The organism is Rhizobium bangladeshense (assembly GCF_001662075.1).
Lineage (GTDB): Bacteria > Pseudomonadota > Alphaproteobacteria > Rhizobiales > Rhizobiaceae > Rhizobium > Rhizobium bangladeshense_B.
On the sequence record NZ_LYPL01000001.1, the window covers coordinates 136,382 to 156,668 of the forward strand.

General features: G+C 60.9%; 22 protein-coding genes. 3 read left to right on the plus strand and 19 right to left on the minus strand.

Annotated features, from left to right (window positions below; translation table 11 throughout):
* Positions 1–3 precede the first annotated feature (3 nt).
* The 6 genes from A7X77_RS00640 to A7X77_RS00665 all read right to left on the minus strand — a co-directional run bounded on the left by A7X77_RS00640 (position 4) and on the right by A7X77_RS00665 (position 6,651).
* The gene (locus A7X77_RS00640) at positions 4–1,305 is read right to left on the minus strand and encodes a MotB family protein (RefSeq protein WP_064681122.1); all 1,302 of its coding nucleotides are present in this window, start codon (positions 1,303–1,305) and stop codon (positions 4–6) included.
* Positions 1,302–1,931: a hypothetical protein gene (locus A7X77_RS00645; protein WP_064681123.1), complete on the minus strand. Its 630-nt coding sequence runs from the start codon at positions 1,929–1,931 to the stop codon at positions 1,302–1,304. Before A7X77_RS00645 ends, A7X77_RS00640 begins: the two co-directional genes overlap by 4 nt.
* Positions 1,932–2,133: 202 nt before the next feature.
* The gene (locus tag A7X77_RS00650) at positions 2,134–3,096 is read right to left on the minus strand and encodes a flagellin (protein WP_064681124.1); all 963 of its coding nucleotides are present in this window, start codon (positions 3,094–3,096) and stop codon (positions 2,134–2,136) included.
* A gap of 299 nt (positions 3,097–3,395) precedes the next feature.
* Positions 3,396–4,307: a flagellin gene (locus tag A7X77_RS00655; protein WP_064681125.1), complete on the minus strand. Its 912-nt coding sequence runs from the start codon at positions 4,305–4,307 to the stop codon at positions 3,396–3,398.
* 248 nt (positions 4,308–4,555) lie between these two features.
* Complete coding sequence (locus A7X77_RS00660; RefSeq protein ID WP_064681126.1) at positions 4,556–5,464, minus strand: flagellin; 909 nt, start codon at positions 5,462–5,464, stop codon at positions 4,556–4,558.
* 281 nt (positions 5,465–5,745) lie between these two features.
* On the minus strand, positions 5,746–6,651 hold the full coding sequence (locus A7X77_RS00665; protein ID WP_064681127.1) for a flagellin: 906 nt from the start codon (positions 6,649–6,651) through the stop codon (positions 5,746–5,748).
* Positions 6,652–7,138: 487 nt separating this feature from the next.
* On the opposite strand from A7X77_RS00665, the gene A7X77_RS00670 reads away from it, so the two are divergent.
* Positions 7,139–9,055 (plus strand): glycosyl transferase, encoded by a 1,917-nt coding sequence (locus tag A7X77_RS00670; RefSeq protein ID WP_064681128.1) that lies wholly within the window; start codon positions 7,139–7,141, stop codon positions 9,053–9,055.
* A 77-nt stretch (positions 9,056–9,132) separates the two neighbouring features.
* Here A7X77_RS00670 and fliP read toward each other — a convergent pair whose 3' ends face one another.
* The 13 genes from fliP to flgF form a co-directional block, all read right to left on the minus strand.
* Positions 9,133–9,870, minus strand: a complete 738-nt coding sequence (fliP, locus tag A7X77_RS00675) for a flagellar type III secretion system pore protein FliP (RefSeq protein WP_064681129.1) — start codon at positions 9,868–9,870, stop codon at positions 9,133–9,135.
* Entirely contained in the window at positions 9,867–10,373 is a 507-nt protein-coding gene (locus A7X77_RS00680; protein ID WP_064681661.1) for a flagellar basal body-associated FliL family protein, read from the minus strand. The genes fliP and A7X77_RS00680 overlap by 4 nt, the downstream gene beginning before the upstream one ends.
* A gap of 12 nt (positions 10,374–10,385) precedes the next feature.
* Positions 10,386–11,102, minus strand: coding sequence for a flagellar basal body L-ring protein FlgH (flgH, locus tag A7X77_RS00685; protein ID WP_064681130.1), 717 nt, complete (start codon positions 11,100–11,102; stop codon positions 10,386–10,388).
* Positions 11,099–11,638 carry a MotE family protein gene (locus A7X77_RS00690; RefSeq protein ID WP_064681131.1) on the minus strand — a complete coding sequence of 180 codons (540 nt, stop codon included), beginning with the start codon at positions 11,636–11,638 and terminating at the stop codon, positions 11,099–11,101. The genes flgH and A7X77_RS00690 overlap by 4 nt, the downstream gene beginning before the upstream one ends.
* Positions 11,635–12,756: a flagellar basal body P-ring protein FlgI gene (locus A7X77_RS00695; protein ID WP_064681132.1), complete on the minus strand. Its 1,122-nt coding sequence runs from the start codon at positions 12,754–12,756 to the stop codon at positions 11,635–11,637. The genes A7X77_RS00690 and A7X77_RS00695 overlap by 4 nt, the downstream gene beginning before the upstream one ends.
* A complete protein-coding gene (gene flgA / locus A7X77_RS00700; RefSeq protein ID WP_064681133.1) occupies positions 12,753–13,235 on the minus strand; it encodes a flagellar basal body P-ring formation chaperone FlgA in 483 nt (160 codons plus the stop codon). The genes A7X77_RS00695 and flgA overlap by 4 nt, the downstream gene beginning before the upstream one ends.
* A gap of 16 nt (positions 13,236–13,251) precedes the next feature.
* Complete coding sequence (gene flgG / locus A7X77_RS00705) at positions 13,252–14,040, minus strand: flagellar basal-body rod protein FlgG (RefSeq protein WP_064681134.1); 789 nt, start codon at positions 14,038–14,040, stop codon at positions 13,252–13,254.
* Positions 14,041–14,059: 19 nt separating this feature from the next.
* Complete coding sequence (locus A7X77_RS00710; RefSeq protein ID WP_064681135.1) at positions 14,060–14,401, minus strand: flagellar hook-basal body complex protein FliE; 342 nt, start codon at positions 14,399–14,401, stop codon at positions 14,060–14,062.
* 3 nt (positions 14,402–14,404) lie between these two features.
* The gene (gene flgC, locus A7X77_RS00715) at positions 14,405–14,821 is read right to left on the minus strand and encodes a flagellar basal body rod protein FlgC (protein WP_010029463.1); all 417 of its coding nucleotides are present in this window, start codon (positions 14,819–14,821) and stop codon (positions 14,405–14,407) included.
* 5 nt (positions 14,822–14,826) lie between these two features.
* Entirely contained in the window at positions 14,827–15,219 is a 393-nt protein-coding gene (gene flgB, locus A7X77_RS00720) for a flagellar basal body rod protein FlgB (RefSeq protein ID WP_064681136.1), read from the minus strand.
* A 160-nt stretch (positions 15,220–15,379) separates the two neighbouring features.
* Positions 15,380–15,922 carry a hypothetical protein gene (locus A7X77_RS00725; protein WP_064681137.1) on the minus strand — a complete coding sequence of 181 codons (543 nt, stop codon included), beginning with the start codon at positions 15,920–15,922 and terminating at the stop codon, positions 15,380–15,382.
* A 2-nt stretch (positions 15,923–15,924) separates the two neighbouring features.
* Positions 15,925–17,319, minus strand: a complete 1,395-nt coding sequence (fliI, locus tag A7X77_RS00730; protein WP_064681138.1) for a flagellar protein export ATPase FliI — start codon at positions 17,317–17,319, stop codon at positions 15,925–15,927.
* A gap of 95 nt (positions 17,320–17,414) precedes the next feature.
* Positions 17,415–18,149 (minus strand): flagellar basal-body rod protein FlgF, encoded by a 735-nt coding sequence (flgF, locus tag A7X77_RS00735; protein WP_064681662.1) that lies wholly within the window; start codon positions 18,147–18,149, stop codon positions 17,415–17,417.
* A gap of 252 nt (positions 18,150–18,401) precedes the next feature.
* Here flgF and motA point away from each other — a divergent pair, with 252 nt between their 5' ends.
* Together motA and A7X77_RS00745 are read left to right on the plus strand one after the other, a co-directional pair.
* On the plus strand, positions 18,402–19,274 hold the full coding sequence (motA, locus tag A7X77_RS00740; RefSeq protein ID WP_064681139.1) for a flagellar motor stator protein MotA: 873 nt from the start codon (positions 18,402–18,404) through the stop codon (positions 19,272–19,274).
* The gene (locus tag A7X77_RS00745) at positions 19,275–20,225 is read left to right on the plus strand and encodes a FliM/FliN family flagellar motor switch protein (protein WP_064681140.1); all 951 of its coding nucleotides are present in this window, start codon (positions 19,275–19,277) and stop codon (positions 20,223–20,225) included. It begins immediately after the preceding gene.
* Positions 20,226–20,287: the final 62 nt, after the last annotated feature.

The window sequence follows — 20,287 nt, forward strand, 5'->3', positions numbered from 1 at the left end:
TCCTTAATCCGCCTGCACCAGGATCTCGATCCGGCGGTTGGCCGCGTTGAACGGGTCGGCAGACAGCTTCAACCGACGGTCGGCGAAGCCGGTGACCTGCGAGATGCGCTTCTCGTCCAGCCCGCCGCGCACGAGCATGTAGTAGGCACTCTGGGCGCGGTCCATCGAAAGCCGCCAGTTCTCGTTCTGCGCGCCCTTGTACTGACGCCCGTCCGTATGACCACGGATGGCAACGGCGCCGCCCCTCTCCTTCAGAATCGTACCGATCCTTTCCATGGCGAGCACCATCTCCTGGCGCGGAACCGCGGAACCGATATTGAACATCGAATCGTCGTTCTGGTCGGAGATGCTGACCAGTAGGCCGCCTTCGGCCGCCGTCACCGTCAGGCCTTCGGCAAGCTTGCCGGCAACGCCGCCGATCTGTTGGGCGATCTGCGCCTGGAGCGCATCCGCTTCCTTCTTCAGCTGTTCGGTCCCGGCCGCGCTCTTGTCGGCATCCTTCTGATGATCGGCGTCCGTCTGAGCCTTCTTCTCGCCGTCCGCCTTGGCCTCTTTGGTCTCGGCGGCGCCCTTGGTTTCCTTGCTCTCCTTGGCGTCTTTGGCCGGCTTCTGGTCGGTCGTCAAAGGTACCGGCTTCATATCCTCGGCCTTGGCGACCTCGGTTGCCTCGTTCTCGGTCGCCTGCTGCTCGCTCTTGCCGGGCGGCAGGGTTTTTCCGGCGGTTGTCACTTCGACCTGCTTCGTCCAGAAATCCGGATCGAACGGATCGCGATAGGCTTCGCCGCCATCGGCGCCAGTCGCCGGGCCGGAATCGGCCGCGCCGCCATCGCCCTTGGCGCTGACATTGGCCTGCTGGCCGACTTCCTGTGCGATCTCGGCGAGAACCGAATAAGGATTCTCGAAGAAGTCAGCTTCGGAATAATTGGTCTGGTCGCCTGAAGTCGACGTCTGGTCGTCACCATCCGCGGCGGATTTGCCCTCGGTCGGATTGTCTTCCTTCTGTTTCGACTTTTCCTTCTTCTCCTCGCCCTCGGCATCGTCGACAGGCTTCTTCAGGCCCTTCTCCGTCGGCTTTTCGTCGGCGAGCTTGATCGGATTGAAATAGGTCGCGACCGCGGCCTTGGTTTCCTCGTTGGCGGCGTTGACCAGCCACATGACCAGGAAGAACGCCATCATCGCCGTCATGAAGTCGGCATAGGCAATTTTCCACGCACCGCCATGGGCACCATCGTGATCACCGCCGCCATGCCGCTTGACGATGATGATCTCGTTCCTGCCGTGGTGATGGTTTTCGCCTTCGCTCATTCGAGAACTTTCTTCAAGCTGGCCGCCCAGGCGGACATACGGGTGACGATGACGGAGTCACCGATTTCGACGGCAAGATCGATATCGTCGGCCTCGAGGTGGCGAACAGCCGCGGCATGTTCGCCGAGCTCGGCCTTCAAAATGTCGAAGAGCCTGGTCGGCCCCCTGACGACGATCGGCCCGGCAGCGCCCTCGAGGATCGCGTCGCGCAGCAATGCGGTCAGGTTTTCGGCGGCCTTGGCCGCAAGCGCTTCCGTCATGACGGGCGCAATGGCCGCAGCCGCGCCGCCACTGACCAGCTGCGCGACCTCTTCGGCGATATCGCGGACGCGGGATGCGATGACCGCGGCCGCCTCGACTTCATAGCGAAGCTTCAGCTCTTCCAGCTCGCGCGCATGGACATCGGCCAGAGCGCGCGCCTCGCTTTCGTATTTCTCCGTCAAATCAGCGGTCGCCGCAGCATGGCCTTGCGCGTAGGCATCGCGACGCTCCGCCTCGACGTCGACCGGCGGTTCGCTCGGCGCCTCGGGAAAAGCATCGCCGGGGAAATCGTCGATGTCGATGATCGGCGCTGACGGTTTCGGTTCGCCGAAATCCTTCAAATACCGAGAAAGCGAAATGCTCATTAGAAACCATCCAGCATCCGGGAGACACGCGGCATGCTGCCTCCCGTTCAAAATGACCTTGCGCGCGACATGTCCTTCGCAGCCAACAAGGGCTTGACCTTGCGTCGGCATGATTTCGGACGATGCCTTCATGCCGGAAACTAGGAAGTCAAACTTGCGCGAGGATGAATGGCGCCGCCGCCATCGACGATCGCGCCCAGCTCTATTCCAGCAGAATGAGGATCTTGCTGGCAGCCGTGTTCAGGATCGAAATCGCTTCGACGGCCATCTGCTTCTGGGTTTCGATCGCCTTCTGCCGGATCGAAGCCTCGTCCATATCGGTATCGACGAGCGCGCCGACACTCTTGTCGATCGAATCGGACAGATCCGCGGTGTAATCGATCTGATCGTCGATACGCGCCTTCATCACGCCGATCGAGGCGGCCGTCGTCGTCAGCGAGGAGAGCAGAGAGTCGGTCACATCAAGCATGTCGGCGAGCTGGGCGTCGGTGGTGCTTTTGCCGATCGCGACTTCGGTGCCCGTCGCCGGCGTCGTCGAATCGGCGTCCAGCAGGTAATAGTTCCGCGGTCCCGCACCGCTGTTGTTGATGGCCTGGGCGTCAATTGCCTTGGTAAACAGGCCGCCGCTCGCATTGTTCTTGTCGATGAGGATGGTCTGCGACGACGGGAAGTCGATGCTCTGAGCCTGGTATTCGCCGCTCGAGGCGCGCACGAAGCCCGAAATGACCGACCATGTCGGCGGCGCTGCCTTGTCACTGTTCAGCAACCAGTTTTCACCTGCAAAAGAGGTCGATTCGACGACGGTCCTCAACTGTTCCTTGTATTCGCTGATCTCGGCGTTGATCTTGTCCTTGTCGGTGCCGGGCTCTCTTGCCGCAACGAGCTTCGCACGTATCTGGGTGACAAGATCGATCGCCGAAGTCATTGCCGTGTAGGTCGCATCCACCTTGGCGGCGCCGAGACCGAGCGCGTCGCCGATCGTGCCGAGATTGGTGCTGTCCGAGCGCATGACGGTCGCAACCGACCAGTAAGAGGCATCATCGGCGGCCGTCTCGATCCGATATCCCGAAGACACTTGCTGCTGGGTCTGACTGGCTTCTTTGTTGATGCTGCGCAGGACTGCAAGTGCATTCACCGCGGCCGCGCTGGTAATCTTAACGGTCATCGACAGGGTCTCGGAGTAAGATGAAAGGGCAGGCCGGGTTGCCGGCGGCGACTGAAGTGGCGTCATGCCTCCGGCGAAATTCCACCGGGTGTCGCAAAAGCAAATCAACTCAAGGTGAAGTTAACTCGATATCAACCTGTTCGGCAAGAGCGCAGCGGCGAGCGCGACCAGCGAGACATTTTGTCGGAGTAAGTTATTGATATAAAAGAAAGAACCGCACCGTTTCAGGCGCGGTCCAGATGGTTTTCTGCTTGCCGCCGGATGGCGGCACAAGATTCGGTCCAGCTTCAGCGGCCGATTTAGCTGCGGAACAAGGTGAGGATGTTCTGCGCGCTTGAGTTGGCGATCGACAGCGACTGGATCGCCAATTGTTGCTGGGTCTGCAGCGCCGTGAGTTTGCTCGATTCCTCTTCCATGTCGGCATCGACGAGGCGGCCGACGCCCGAGTCGATCGAATCGCTCAGCGCTCCAACGAAGTTTTCCTGCAGTTCGATACGCGTGGAGATCGAACCGAGCTGCGAGGCAGCCTTGGTCATGGCTTCGAGGCCGGCCTCGATCGAGGTCAATGCCATGGAAATCTCAGCCGAACCGAAGGTGCTGATGTCCATCGAGTAGATCGAGCCGATCGTACCGTAGGAGGTGCCGATAATGCCGGCGCTCGTATCGATCGTGCCGGTCGAGGTCATGCCGAAGAGAACGTTGCCCGTGGAGCTCGTGTCGAGCACGTAGTCCGTCGTCTTGACCGAGACATTGCCGTTGCCGTCGCGCACGAAGGTCGACACGACGCTCTTGGTGCCGTTAGAGCCGGCAACCCAGTTTTCGCCGGAGAAGGAAGCCGACTGCGCGATGCTGAGGAGTTGCTGCTGCAACTGGCCGATTTCTTCCTGGACCTTGGTCTTGTCGACGCCCTTTTCTGTTGCCGCGACGATCTTCGCCTTGATTTCGCTGATCACATCGATGGCGCTGTCCATGGCGGAGTAAGCGGTGTCGACCTTGGCGGCGCCGAGGCCGAGAGCGTCGGAAACGGCGGAAAGTGCCTTATTGTCCGAACGCATGGTCGTTGCGATCGACCAGTAGGCGGCGTTGTCAGCGGCCTTTTCGACGCGGTAACCCGAGGATACGCGGTTCTGCGTGCTTTCGAGGCTGTCGTTGATGCCGCGGAGCGTCTGAAGAGCGGCCATCGCCGCGACGTTGGTCAAAATGCTGGTCATGAAATGATTGCCCCTTGTCGGCAGGTGGGAAAAAGGGACATTCCGGAAAGCCACCGGGAACGGGGATCAGCCTCATGCCTGTTAACCGGCTCTTAATTTCGGTTAACTCGCCGTCTCGTTGGCCTGAGAAAACAGCATTATGGTTAATCAATCGTTAACGGAAATAAAAAAGCCGCGCTCCATCGAAGCGCGGCTCAAATCCTGGGGGTCCGCCAAGGCCGGCGGACCGATATTTTCTGTGGGGGTTATTAGCCGCGGAAGAGCGACAGGATGTTCTGCGAAGAGGAGTTCGCGATCGACAGCGACTGGATCGCCAGCTGCTGCTGGGTCTGCAGGGCGCTGAGCCTGGAGGACTCTTCTTCCATGTTGGCGTCGACGAGGCGGCCGACACCGGAGTCGATCGAGTCGCTGAGCGCGTTGACGAAGTCTTCCTGCAGGCCGATGCGGGTGGAGACCGAGCCGAGAGCAGCGCCGGCGCTGGTCATGGCCTTCAGAGCCGATTCAACGTTGGTCAGAGCCGTCTGGATCTGGCCGAGGGTGAAGGTGGTGATGCTCATCGAGTAGATCGAGCCGGTCGCACCCGTCGAGGTACCGAGGATGCCCGTGGAGGTTTCAACCGCGCCGCCGCTCATGCCGAACAGCACGTTACCCATGGAGCTGTTGGAGAGAACGTAGTCGGTCATCTTGACAGAAACGGCGTTGGAGCCGTCGCGGACGAAGGTGGAGACGACGCTCTTGGTGCCGTTAGCGCCGGCAACCCAGTTTTCGCCGGAGAAGGAAGCCGACTGTGCGATGCTAAGCAGCTGCGCCTGGAGCTGGCTGATTTCTTCTTGAACCTTGGCCTTGTCAACGCCGTTTTCGGTTGCGGCAACGAGCTTGGCCTTGATGTTGCCGACGACGTCGATGGCGCTGTCCATGGCGGCATAGGCGGTGTCGACCTTGGCGGCGCCGAGGCCGAGGGCGTCGGAAACGGCGGAAAGTGCCTTGTTGTCCGAACGCATGGTCGTTGCGATCGACCAATAGGCAGCGTTGTCGGAAGCCTTGCCGACGCGATAGCCGGAGGAAACGTGAGCCTGGGTTTCCTGGAGACCCTGGTTGATGCCGCGGAGAGTCTGGAGGGCTGCCATTGCAGCGTTATTGGTATTGATGCTCGTCATAATTTGCTTGCCCCTTGTTGGCAGATCTAAAAAAGGGACATTCCGGATTTTGGCCGGCCCACAGCGATCAGCATCATGCCTGTTAACCGTCTTCGTTAAGGTTAACTCGCCGTTTCGATGGGCCTAGAAGACAGCAAGATGGTTAAGGAAGGCTAAACTGAAATCGAAATTAGCGTAAAAATATCTGATACTTAGTATGGTTTTCATTAACCTTATTTTAAAACATTTCGCGGCCGGGGACAGCCCGGCCGCGAAACTTGGAAACCTTGTGCCAACCGACCTTAGCGGAAGAGCGATAGGATGTTCTGCGAAGAGGAGTTCGCGATCGACAGCGACTGGATCGCCAGCTGCTGCTGGGTCTGCAGGGCGCTGAGCCTGGAGGACTCTTCTTCCATGTTGGCATCGACGAGGCGGCCGATACCGGAGTCGATCGAGTCGCTGAGGGCGTTGACGAAATCGTCCTGCAGTTCGATGCGCTTGGAGAGCGAGCCGAGAGCAGCGCCGGCGCTGGTCATGGCCTTCAGAGCCGATTCAACGTTGGTCAGAGCCGTCTGGATCTGACCGGCGGTGAAGTTGGTGATGCTCATCGAGTAGATCGAGCCGGTCGCGCCCGACGAGGTGCCGAGGATGCCCGTGGAGGTTTCAACCGAGCCGGCGCTCATACCGAACAGAACGTTGCCCATGGAGGAGCTGGAAAGAACATAATCGGTGGTCTTGACCGAAACCGCGTTAGAGCCGTCGCGGACGAAGGAGGAGACGACGCTCTTCGTGCCGGCAGCGCCAGCAACCCAGTTTTCGCCGTTGAAGGAAGCCGACTGAGCGATGCTCAGGAGCTGCTGCTGCAGCTGACCGATTTCTTCCTGAACCTTGGCCTTGTCAACGCCGCTTTCGGTTGCAGCAACCAGCTTTGCCTTGATTTCGGTGACGACGTCGATAGCGCTATCCATGGCGGTGTAAGCTGTATCGACCTTGGCAGCACCAACGCCGAGCGCGTCGGAAACGGCGGAAAGTGCCTTGTTGTCCGAACGCATGGTCGTTGCGATCGACCAGTAGGCGGCGTTGTCGGAAGCGTTTTCAACGCGGTAACCCGAGGAAACGCGGTTCTGCGTCTGGTTCAGGCCCTGGTTGACGCTGCGCAGCGTCTGAAGAGCGGCCTGTGCGGAAGAATTCGTGTTAATGCTTGTCATAAATCTGTCCCCTGGAAACTAGATACAAAAAGGAGGACATACCGGACTGTAATACCGGCGATGACGGACCAGCTTCATGCTACTCGGCGCCTGCTTGTTTGGCCCAAACCCGTCATGTCCAGGGCAATCTCGCAGCCAATGCTTGCCAACTTCTTAAAAATGCGGGGCCTCGACCGGCCCTCACACCGCATAGTTAATGCCCCCTCACAAGGCTTAGTTAATGGCTGCTGAAGATAATTTGGCATTCGAATTTTGAGCGGCGAAAGCGAACTTCGCCGGCAAAAAGAGGCCGTTTCCGAGACAGGTGAGGCTTTGCGGACGACGCAAGCGCCATATCGCGCCACCGGTTTCAAGCAAGCTTCGAATGCCAGTGTGGTAGGTGCCGGGATAGCATCATCGGACCGATCTCTCGTTTTCGGGAGGAAGGCCCGCGTGCGCGTCGGCAAACGGCAGCGACGCCGGAACATTTCCTTCACGGAGTTGGGTTTTGAACAGCAAAGTTTCGTTCTCTGCGGCATCCAAAGATTATCAGGCGGGCCGCTACACAAAGTCCTTGGCGACGCTCAACCAGCTCATCGATACTCAGCAGGACGCCAAGACCTATGCGCTGCTGGCCAAGAACCTCGTGCAGCTTGGCTTCAAGGCCGACGCCGCGAGAGCCTATGGCCTGGCCGGCAATTGCGACGGGCCGAACGCCTACGAATATCAGAAGCAGGCTGCCAAGCTCTATCACGAGACCGGCAACGAGGATGAAGCGCTGCTGATCGCCATGCGCAACCTCACCAGGGCGCAGGAAGATGCCGAACTCGCCTTCATCATCACAGCGATCTATCTGAAGCGCCAGCAGCGGGATATCATCCGCCCGTTCAAGACGGTGCTCTCGGAAAGCATGAATCCCGATCACATGCGCCTGGCGGCCCTGCTGCTCAGCGACGATCTCAACGACGCCACCAACCAGTCGCTTGCCCGCAACATTTTCAAGCGCTTTCCGGGCAATCACGCCTTCCGCTTTCTCCACCTCGTTTTCGCCCGCGAATTCAACGATTTCGAAGAGGCAGCCAAGCATCAGGCGGTGATCGACTCGGCCCTGGCAAAGGGCGATCTCGAGATCCTGCGCAAGGACAACCCGTTCTATCATCTGCATTGGTGCGGCAACGAGGATTTCAATCGTTACGCAACGATTGGCACGACCCCGCTCAATCCGGAACGAGTCGCTTTCCGCCGCAATCAGCCCCACACATGGTCGAACAAGATCCGCATCGGCTACATGTCATCGGACTTCTGGGATCGCCACGCGACGATGAAGCTCCTGCAGCGCATCCTGGAGCTGCATGACAAAGACCGGTTCGAGGTGACGCTCTTCTGCCATACCGGCCCGGAATATCTGAAGCATAACGACACTGACCGCAGCCGCTGGGGCAGGATCGTCGACATTCACGGCTTCTCCGACCAGGCAGTGCTGGAAATCGTGCGCGAGCACAATATCGACATCATGGTTGACCTGAAGGGCCATACGTCGGGCAGCCGTGCGGCAGCCTTCAACCTGCCGCTCGCGCCGGTGCATGTCGGCTGGCTCGGCTTTCCGGGCAGCACTGTCAACATCGATCTCGACTATGTCATCGGCGATCACTACGTGCTCCCGGATGTCGCCAAGCCGTTCTACCACGAGAAATTCTGCCGGCTGCCGGAAAGTTATCAGCCGAACGACCCGATGTATCGTCCCAAGCCCCGCGCGGTCACCCGTGAGCAGCTCGGCCTGCCGGAAGAAGCCTTCATCTTCGCCTCCTTCAACGGCAACCGCAAGATCACGCCTGAGGTGGTCAACAGCTGGTGCCGGATTCTCAAGCGGGCGCCGAACAGCGTGCTCTGGCTGATGGCCAATACGCCGCGCAACCAAGCGAACCTCTTAAAGCATTTTCAGACGGCCGGCATTTCGCCCAAGCGGATCATCTTCTGCCCGCGCGCGCCGTACGAGGAACATATCGACCGTCAGCAGGCGGCCGATCTCGGCATCGACACCTTCCCCGTCAACGGCCACACCACCACCTCCGAGCAGCTCTGGGGCGGCCTGCCGGTTCTGACCGTCAAGGGCACCAACTTCGCCTCGCGCGTCAGCGAAAGCCTTCTGAGGGCGATTGACCTGCCCGATCTCGTCGCAGCCGACCTGCGGGCCTATGAAGACCTCGCCGTCGAGCTGGCGCAGAATCCCGGGCGGATCGCCGAATACAAGGCGCGCCTGAAGGAGAAGCGTTATATCGCGCCGCTCTTCGACGCCGAGCGTTTCTGCAATCATCTGGAGCAGGCCTACGAAATCATGGCCGACCGCGCCAAACAGCATCTCGCCCCCGAGCACATGGACATTCCGGCGCTGCCGCCGCGCACTGCCCCGTTCGCTTCCGAGTAAGGTTCGACTTTGCATGAAAAACCCCGCCGGATCGCTCCGGCGGGGTTTTCTTGTGGCCAATGATGGGCGGCGGCGTATCAGCTGAACGAGCGCACCAAGCTGCCGACGAGCAGGTTCCAGCCGTCGATCAGCACGAAAAAGAGAATCTTGAAAGGCAGCGAGATCGAGGTCGGCGGCAGCATCATCATGCCCATCGCCATGGTGATGGTTGCGACGATGAGGTCGATGACGAGGAACGGCAGCACGACGAGAAAGCCGATCTCGAAACCGCGACGGATCTCGGAAATCATGAAGGCCGGGATCAGCACGCGGTAATCGATCGGCCCGGTCGTCTGGACATTCTGTCCGCGTTCACGCGCCAGATCGACGAAGAGCGCCAGGTCCTTGTCGCGGGTATTCGCCGCCATGAAGGTGCGGAAGGGCTCGGCAATACGCTGCACCGACTCGGTCTCGTTGATCTGGTTGGCAAGCAGCGGCTGCACGCCGTTCTGCCAAGCCTGATCGAAAGTCGGCGACATGACGTAGAAGGTCATGAACAGCGACAGCGACAGGAGGATCATGTTGGAGGGCGTCGAGGAAAGGCCCATGCCTGAACGCAGGATCGAGAAGGCGATGACGAAGCGCGGAAAGCTCGTCACCATGATCAGGATGCCCGGCGCGACCGAAAGAACGGTCAGAAGGCCGAACGTCCTGATGATCCAGGCGGCGACGGAGCCGTCGACGGGGATATTCAATAGATCAGTCGGCAGCTGCTGTGCCACCGCCAGTTCCGGTACCGCCATCATGACGGCAAGGAAAACTATGAATCGAATCATTCGATGACAAAGGTCCTGAACATGACCTTCGATACCCGTCCTTGCGAGCGAAGGTCAACACGTTCCTGTATGTCATCCTTGAGATATTGAAAGCCCCGCGGCCCCTCGATCTGCTGAAGGGAAACGGTCCTGATATAGGCGAGGATATCCTGATGAATATCCTCGGAAACCTTGACATCCGGCGGCCCGTTGAACAGCAGCGCGACTTCCAGCCGCACCCAGTTTTCCGAGGGGTAGGCGAGGTTCGAGGTGATCGGCTCGAGCTGGACCACGTTGTTGGCCTCGGTCGAGATGCGCGCCAAACCTTCCTCGGCGTTCTTCTTGGCCTCGGCCTCCTTGGCCTGTTCGGCCTCCTTGGCGACCTTGATCTCGGGCGCGACGATCGTGCCGACCGCCCAGCCGCCGCCGGCGCCGAGCAAGGTCAGGATGGCGACGCCGATAATCGTCATCAGCGGTCCGGATTTCTTCTTCGGTTGACCTGCGCTTATGTCTGCGTCTGCCATCGTCATTCGGCCTCAAAGCGGCGAGAAAAGGTCGACGGCCTGCTGGCCGCGCGGCGGCTGCTGCACTTCCATCAGGCGGCCGCGGCCGCCATAGGAGATGCGGGCTTCGGCGATCTTGTCGTAGGAGATCTGGTTGTCGGCGTTGACGTCCTGCGGACGTACGATACCGGCGACGTTCAGAATGCGCAGCTCCTGGTTCAGGCGCACTTCTTGCGAGCCCGAGATGACGAGGTTGCCGTTTTCGAGAATACCGGTGACGACAGCCGCGACCAGAAGCGTAATCTTGTCGGTCCGTTCGATCTTGCCTTTGCCGTCGGTGCTGGTGTCGGAACCGTAGGTCAGGTCGGTCTTGGATTCAGGCGTCCAGCCGAAGATCTGAGCGTTGACATCCCAGCTCATGCCGCTCGAATTCGTGCGGCTGCGGTTGGTCTCGTTGTCGAAGGAGGCCTTGTCATTGATCTGGATGTCCACCGTCAGGATGTCGCCGACGTTCAAAGCGCGCGCGTCCTTGAAGAGCGCGGCCTGCGAATCGCTCCACAGCGAATATCCCTGCGCGACGGCGCGCGGCTGCTTTGGATAGAGCGCCATCTGCGGCGTCTGGCCATAGGCAAGGCCGCTGCCGATCGGGCTCATGGCGGGCGCGCGGCCGATCTCGCTGACCGCCGTCGGGGACTGGCAGCCTGCAAGGAGTGCGAGGGCGGCGATCGCGGCCGGGAAACGCATGTTCATGAAGGATCCTTCGACGTATTGGGATCGGACGCACTGGCGATGACGCTGGCGATGACGGCGGCTTTCTGCGGGTCCATCTCGTTGAGGATGAGGCTCGACTGGCGCGGGCCGAGCCGCATGATCACGGCGGAGGCCACCTCGATCTTCATATCCTGCAGCTGGAGTGCGGCCGCATCCGGTTTCATCTTCTTGTAGATCTCGGTGAGACCGGCTTCCGCCTGCTTCAGGAAGTCGTCGCGCCGCTTCAGCCAGTCCTGATATTCGGCCTTGCGCTTGTCCATCTCCTCCATGCGCGCGTCGATGTCGGCGCGAAGCCTTTCCAGCTCCTGCTTCTGCAGGAGGTAACGCTGGTCGCGGGCGGGATCGGCGATGTTGGTGCAGAACTGCTTGATCTCATCCTCGGAGGTGATGTCTCCCTCCGGATGCTGCTGCGCGAAGGCGCCGGGGATCGACAGAAGGATGAGGCCTGCTGCCGGCAGCGCCAGCCGGCGCAGCAGTTGCAGGACCGTCAGGTCGGGGTTCAGGATCGTCTTCATTGCAGCACAAGCTCCGCCTGCAGGGCGCCTGCCGATTTGATGCCTTGGAGAATGGCGATGATGCCATCCGGTTTCACGCCGATATTGTTGAGGCCGGCGACAAGGGTCCGGAGGTCGGGCCCGTCGATGATGGCGACGCGCCCGCCGGTCTGCTCCGCCGCGATATCGGTCTGCGGCTGGACTGCGGTCCGGCCGCGCGAGAAGGGTTCCGGCTGGATGATCTGCGGTGTCTCGGTGACCTGGACCGTCAGAGTGCCGTAGCTGACGGCGACCGGCGAGACGCGGACATCGGAGCCGATGACGATCGTTCCGGTGCGCTCGTTAATGACAACCTTGGCCGGCGTATCGGTTTCGACGATGAGGTTTTCGACATCGGCCATCAGCCGGGTGAGATCGGCCTGGCGCGGCTTCTGGATCACCACTTCCTGCGAATCCTTGGCTTCGGCGACCGGTCCCCCGAAACGGGCCGAGGCGTAACCGTTGACGATGTCGGCAATGCGGATCGCCGTCGAGAAGTCGGGATTGCGCAGCTGCAGGACGAGATTGACCGCATCCTTGAAGCGGGAGGGCAGCTCGCGTTCGATGATGGCGCCGCCCGGCACGCGGCCGGCGGTGGTCACACCTTCGGTCACGGTCGCCGCCTGGCCCTGTGCCTGAAAGCCGGAGACAATGACGGCGCCCTGCGCGACGGCGTAGATCTGGCCGTCGGCGCCGGAAAGCGAGGTCATGACGAGCGTGCCGCCGCGCAGCGACGTCGCGTCGCCGAGCGAGCTCACCGTCACGTCGATACGGCTGCCGGGGCTTGCGAAAGGCGGCAGGTTGGCGGTGACCATCACGGCGGCGGTGTTCTTGGCGCTGGACTGGCCGCCCTGCGTCGAGATGCCGAGGTTCTGCAGCATCGCCCGCATCGACTGCTCGGTGAAGGGCGACGACCGGAATCCGTCGCCGGTGCCCTGCAGGCCGACGATGAGGCCATAACCGATCAGCTGATTGTCACGGCCGGCCTGAAGCGAGGCAATATCCTTGATGCGCGAGGTCAACGCCCAGGCGGGCGCGACGTCAGCCAGGCTCATGGCGAGAACCGCGGCAAGGGTCAGGAGACGGAACAATAATCTCATTTTGCCCTCACATGGACCGTGCCGTCGGCAAGCACCGTGCCGCTGACGATGACGCCGGAATCCATATTGCGTGCGCGGATGAGCTGCCCGGTGGCGCCGTCTTCGAGCGGCGTGCCGGCGGCGGAGATCGTCATCGGGCCGAGCGAGAAGACTAGGCGGATCGAAGAGCCGCGCGTCACCGTATAGGGTTCGCGCAGACCCGAAATCGCGATCGTGCGGCCCGGCAGCAGCGTGCGCTTGGAGACCAGGCCTTCGACCTGGGAGATGGATTTGGCAAAATCGCCGGCAAGGTTGGGGTTGGTGACCTCGACCTCCTGAAGCTGGCTGGCCGACAATGTATCGCCGGGATAGATGATTGTCGTCGGGACGACGGCATAACCCATGCCGGCGTCGGCGCCTGCGGGCACGACGATGCCCGCGACTGCGATCATGGCTGCCGCCACCCATCCCGAGATGTGTCCTGCCCGGCAAAACATCATGTTTCGGCCCTTCCCTTTACTTCAGGTTCTTGCTGACGATGGAGGCCATTTCATCAGCGGTGGTGATCACCTTGGAGTTCATTTCGTAAGCGCGCTGGGCCGATATCAGCTCGGTGATTTCCTTCACCGGATCGACGTTCGAGGACTCCAGATAGCCCTGCTTCATGTAGCCGAAGCCTTCCTCGTCGGGATTACCGACGACGGCCTCGCCGGAGGCGGCGGTTTCCTGGAAGAGGTTGTCGCCGATCGGCTGCAGGCCCGCCTCGTTGACGAAGTCGGCAAGGGTCAGCTGGCCGAGCACGGTCGTATCGGTGGCGCCCGGCAGCTTGACCGACACCTCGCCGGAGCGGCTGACGGTCAGTTCGGTCGAACCCTGCGGAATGGTGATGCCGGGAAGGACTTCATAGCCATCGATCGTGACGAGCTGGCCCTGGTCGTTTTTATTGAAGGCGCCGGCGCGGGTATAGAGCGTGGTGCCGTCGGTCGACTGGATCTGGAAGAAGCCCTTGCCGATCAGCGCAATGTCGAGATCGTTGCCGGTCTGGGTGAGTTCGCCCTGGAGATGCAGATTGCGCACCGCAGACGTCTGAACGCCGAGACCGATATTGGCGCCTTCGGGAACGACGGCCTGGTTGGCGCGGTTGGCGACGCCCTTGGCGCGTTCGGTCTGATAGAGCAGATCCGTGAACTCGGCGCGGGCGCGCTTGAAGCCTGTCGTATTGATATTGGCGATGTTGTTCGCGATGACTTCCAGATTGGTCTGCTGGGCATCCATGCCCGTTGCTGCAATGGCGAGCGCTCTCATGTGTTCGTCCTCAAATCAGTTACATCTGCATCTTGGTGACTTCGAGAAAGGCCGAGACGACCTTGTCGCGGATGGCAATTGCAGTCTGCAGCGTCTGCTCGGCCTGCAGCATGGAATCGACGACTTCACGGGTCGTCGCCGTGCCCTTGATGCCGGCAAAGGACATGCTTTCGGCGCCCTTCAGGCTGTTGACAGCCTCGGTCGCCATGTTGCCCATGACGGAGGCGAAGCTCATGCCGTCGGCCGCCCCCGCGGTGCCCGGCATGGTCGTTGCAGAAGATGAGGCGGAATTTTCGGTGTCGACGGCGCCGAGCGCTCGGGTCATCGAAAGGTTGCTGACATTCTGGACGCTGCTGATCATTTATTATTGGCTCTTCAGAAGATCGATCGTGGACGAGATGAGGTCGCGGGTCTGCTTGATGGTCTGCAGGTTGGCGTCGTAGGAGCGGTTGGCTTCACGCATGTCGGCCATCTCGACCAGGATGTTGACGTTCGGCAGCTTGACGACGCCCTTCTGGTCCGCAGCCGGGTTGCTGGGGTCGAATTCGGTGCTGAAATCACCTTCGTCGACGCCGACCTTCTTGACGTTGACCGTCTCGACGCCGCTTGCGCGGTCCATCTGCTGGCCGAAGGTGATCGTCTTGCGGCGATAGGGATCGGCGCCGGGCGTGTCGCCGGTCGACCGGGCGTTGGCGATGTTTTCGGAGACGATGCGCAGACGCGTCGATTGCGCCTCGAGCCCCGAACCGGCAATTTTCATAGCAGCGGAAAGCGGATCCATGACAATTACCTCCTGACGGTCATCAGCATCATGCGATTGAAGGAGCTGACCAGCGAGGTGTTCAGATCGTACTGGCGTTTGATGTCGCCCGACTTCGAAAGCTCCTCGGCCAGTCCGACGGTGTTGCCGGATTCCTGGATGCCGATCTCCTGGTCGAGCGCGGCGTCCTTGACGTCGATATCGCTGCTGTCGCTGAAATCGTTGCCGCTTAAGTGCGCCGGATTGGTGCGCGCCATGGCGACGTCGGACTTGTCCAGGACGGCGTCGAACGGCGTGATGTCCTTGGCGCGGAATTTCGGGGTATTGGCATTCGCGATATTGCCGGCAACAACCTGCTGACGGATCGTCAGCCATTCCGCCTGTCGCGAAGCCAAGTCGAAAAGTTGGATCGGTTGCATGAGAACTCTCCGTTTTTACTAGCCCGAACCTAGTGCGGTAATCTTGCGTGGGACTTACCGGAAATCGGGCTTGGAGGCGCCTTCGGCCAGGCCGCATAAGAGAAAGGGCTCCGGCCGGTCTGCGGCGGAGCCCTGTTGCCTTCGGCCTTTGCGAAGCGCTTCAGTCGTTCTTGTAGATCTCACCCTTGGAGGTGATGATCACCCACTTGCCGTCCCGCTGCTCCAGCGTCGCAAGGCGGCTTTCGTCGGGCAGGACCGAGCCGATACGCACCACATACATGCCCGAGGGATCCTCGATCAGCGCCCGACCGTTGGAGACATGCAGCAGGCGGAAGGAAGACTTGCCGGGGAAAGGTTGCTCCTCCAGCAAGTCGCCGCCGTCACGCGCTTTGCCGAGATCGGAGACCGTAGCCGTCGTCAGCGGATCGACCGGCGGAACCTTCTTGGCCGCCTCGTTCTTGTTGACCATGGCCAGCGGCGAGACGCTGAATACGTTGCGGGCCGGCCAATCCGGCAGTTCGCGAGAATTGCTGCTGGCGGCGACGTTGATGCCGAACTTGTCGGCGTTGAAGAAGACGTACCAGGGGAAAAAGGCCGAAGCGCCGGCAAGCGCCAGGCCGGTATAGGTGAGAAACCGATCCAGCATGGCGCCCTTCCTGCGCTGCTTCAGCGAAGCGATGCGTTCGTCGTCGAATTCAGCCACGTCTATCTCCTCTGGATGGGTGCGCCCGGATTGCCCATGCCGGCTGCGGCCTTCAGCGCGCCGGCGAGATCGGCAAAGGCGTCGACCGACTGACGATCGCCCGGCGCCTGTTTCAGGACGTCGTAAATGATGGGGACCTGCTTGACCGCCATGTCGAGATCGGGATCGGCGCCCTGGCGGTAACCGCCGATCAGGCGCAGGTCTCGCGTTTCCTCGAAGCGGTGGATCAACACTTTCAGCCGCGACACCAACTTTTCCTGGTCCGGCGTCCAGGCCTTGCGAGCAAGACGCGAGATCGAGGCGAGCGGATCGATCGGCGGATAACGCCCTTCTTCGGCGAGGCTGCGCTGCAGGACGATATGGCCGTCGAGTATGCCGCGCGTCGAATCGGCGATTGGGTCGTTGTGGTTGTCGCCGTCGACGAGGATCGAGATGATCGCGGTGATCGTGCCGGCGCCCTCTGGGCCCGGACCGGCGCGTTCGAGCAGGCGCGGCAGTTCGGTGAAGACCGACGCGGGATAGCCGCGCGCGATCGGCGGCTCGCCGGAGGCGGTCGCCACCTCGCGGATCGCGTGGGCGAAACGGGTGACGCTGTCGACAATGAAGAGGACGTTCTCACCCTTGTCGCGGAAATGCTCGGCAATGGTGATCGCAGTCAGCGGCGCCATCTTGCGCAGCATCGGGCTCTCGTCGCTGGTCGCGACGACGGCGATCGCCTTCTTCATATTGCTGCCGAGTGTATCCTCGATGAATTCGCGCACCTCGCGGCCGCGTTCGCCGACGAGCGCGATGACAACCTTGTCGAAGGCATCGGCACGGGCGAGCATGGACAGAAGCGTCGACTTGCCGACGCCAGATCCGGCGAAAATGCCGAGGCGCTGTCCAAGGCAGAGCGGCGAGAAGATATCGATGGCGCGCACGCCGGTCTTGAATCCGGTCCCGACCCGCTGGCGGGTCATCGACGGCGGCGCAGTATTGGAGATCGAGCGGCGATCGAGGCCTTCGACGATCGGACCGAGCCCATCGATCGGCTCGCAAAGCGAGTTGATGGTGCGCCCGCACCAGCTGTCGGACGGCGAAATGCGGAAGGCGCCCTTGCGGATGACGGTATCATGGATGCCGATCGGCTCGCCGGGTTCGATCGGGCAGACGTAGATCAGCTCCGGCTCGACTCGAACGACCTCGCCGAGATGGACCCCGGAGGCGGATTTATGCGCCACGAACTCGCCGAGACGAACATGGCGGGAAAGACCGCGAACGGTGTAGTGGCCAGCGGCAATGGTCTGCACGCGACCGCCATGGGCGACCGCGAACTCCGGCGATGCATATTGCTCGACGAGACCCGCCAGATGCGCCAGCTTCGGGGAAAGGCCGTCCACGGACAGGAGCGTTCTCATGCTTCAATCCCACCCGAAAATGCGACGCATTTTCGGTCTTTGTTCCTATGCATGTCGTCTCCCCGAAACCGCTGCACACTTTTGGGCGTCATGCATTAGCGGCTGCCTCCAAGCGTCTGAACGGCTTCCTTGAACGAATCCTCGCTGTCGCGCATCAGCGACGAGATGCTTTCAAAGGCGCGGTTGACTTCGATCAGCTGAGTGATCTCGCGCATGGCGTTGACGTTGGAATTTTCCAGGTATCCCTGCTCGACGCCGACATTGAAGCGGTCGACGACGGCGCGCGGCTGGTCGGTGGTCATGATGCCGCTGTTTTCGTAGCGCAGGTAACCCTTGCTGATATCGGCCTCGAACAGCCCCAGCGAACCGACCTGTCGGCCGGCCTGATAGATGATGCCGTCGGTGCCGACAGCCGGCTCGCCGCCTTTCGTGTCGAGCTGGATCGGCGCGCCGCCGGCGTCGAGAACCGGATACCCACGGACAGAGACGAGTTCGCCCGTTTCCCGGATCGTGAAACGGCCGTCCCGCGTCAGCACGCGACCGGCCGGCGTGTCGAGCCCGAACCAGGCATCGCCCTTGATGGCGAAATCCAGCATGTTGCCGGTATGCTGCAGCTCGCCGCTTTGCTCGTTCAGATAGTCGTTGCCCTGCGAGACGAAGGCGACCTTGGTGTTCAGCTTGTTCTTGGTGTTCGTCACCATCTCGTCGAACTTCACCTCGGTCGCGCGAAAACCCGTCGTGTTCACGTTCGCCATGTTGTCCGCGATGGTGCTCAGGCGCTTTTCAAGCGCCATCTGCGACGACAGAGAAACGTAAAGACCGGATTGCATATCGGGAAGCTCCAAGCATTGGCGATGAACGGAACGAAAAGCCGGGCGGCGTTTGATCTGGTTCGGCCGGATTCGCTGAGGCGGCATCTCAGAAACGGGTGCAGACACCCATTCGTCTCCTCTAGCCTGACGGCAGATGCTTGCGCGAAGCTGGCACGCGGAAATGCCTCGTGAGGGGCCCTTTCATCAGCCTCACGCAAGGCAGAAACCCTATCGGTCTCAAAGAAAAGCAACGTTCAGATTGGGCTGACGATGAACATCATTATCGGATTTATAGTGACTTGCGGCTGCGTCATCGGCGGCTTCATGGCGATGGGCGGCCATGTGGACGCTCTATTCCAGCCCTTCGAGTTCGTCATCATCGGCGGCGCAGGCCTCGGCAGCTTCATCATGGCCAATCCGATGAAGGTGGTGAAGGATTCCGGCAAGGCGCTCGGCGAAGCCTTCAAGCACGCCGTGCCGAAAGAACGCAATTACCTCGACACGCTCGGCGTGCTCTATTCGCTGATGCGCGATCTGCGCACCAAGTCGCGAAACGAAATCGAAGCCCACATCGACAATCCGGCCGAATCGACGATCTTCCAGCAGGCTCCGACCGTTCTGAAAAACAAGGAACTGACGGCGTTCATCTGCGATTACGTCCGCCTGATCATCATCGGCAACGCCCGCAGCCACGAAATCGAGGCGCTGATGGACGAAGAGCTCAACACCATCATGCACGACAAGATGAAGCCCTACCACGCCATTCAGATCATGGGCGATTCCTTCCCGGCGATCGGTATCGTCGCGGCGGTTCTCGGCGTCATCAAGGCGATGGCTGCGATCAACGAATCGCCCGAAGTGCTCGGCCACCTGATCGGCTCGGCGCTCGTCGGCACCTTTCTCGGCATCCTCTTGTCCTACTGCCTCTGCTCGCCGCTAGTCTCCCAGATCAAGATCGTGCGCAGCAAGCAGCATCGCCTCTACGTCATCGTCAAGCAGACGCTGCTTGCCTATATGAACGGTTCGGTGCCGCAAGTCGCTCTCGAATACGGCCGCAAGACGATCTCGGCCTACGAGCGTCCGTCTATCGACGCCGTCGAACAGGAAATGATGAACCCAGGCGGCGAAAACAAGGCGGCTTAAATGACCATGAGCGATGCTTCGCATGACAAACCGGCAATGGATCCTGCCCTTATCGCCAAGCTGACAGGCGGGCTTGGCGACAGAGGCCGCGTGTCCAAGATCTGCAGCGCCTTCGGAGAGGTCTACAGCGAGTTCTTTCCCGATGTCATCAAAAGCGAGACCGGCCTCGATGTGACGGTCAATTATCTCGGCTGCGAGATCGGCTACAAGAACCACCTGATCGATGACCTCAGCGCCAACGTCACCCTCGTCGATGCGACCTTGCGCAACTGGTCGCAGAACATCACGCTTGCCTGCGGCAATGGTTTCGTCATCACGCTGATGGAGCACCTGCTCGGCGCCACCGCCGATACGATCGAGGAACCGGCCGATCGGCTGCTCTCGATCATCGAACTCGATCTGGCGGTCATGGTGTTCGACAAGATCGCCAAAGTGCTGCGCTCGGCGGTCAACGCGCCGGGCGGTTTCGAACCGAGCCTTTCGGCCCCGCACGCCCATGACACGCGCCCCCGGCCGGCGGAAGACAAGCCGGACGAATTCGCCGCCGCCATCAACATGTCGATCACGCTGGCCGGCATCGTTTCGGAATTCTCGTTGATCGTTCCGCAAACGGCGCTGCTGAAGACCAAGGTGACGTCGCCGAAGCCGAAGCGTCAGGCCGGCGGCGCCTCTCCGGAATGGACCGAACAGCTCGGCGATCAGGTCCGCCGCTCGCATGTCACGCTCGAGGCCAGGATCAGGCTGCAGGACCTGACGCTGCGTACGATATCGAAGCTGATGGTCGGCGACGTCATCCCCTTCCGCGACACCAGCGATGTGCGGGTCGAAGTCAGCGCCAACAGCAAGGAATTGTATATCTGCGAGTTCGGGCGGTCAGGCGAAAACTACATGGTCCGCGTCAAGGATACGATGAACTCGGATGACGAACTCATCCGTCATTTAATGAATTAGTCGGTTCTCTGGCTTTTGGGCTGCAAAGGCAGTTTGAGGCAAGTTTCAACTGGAATAGTGAT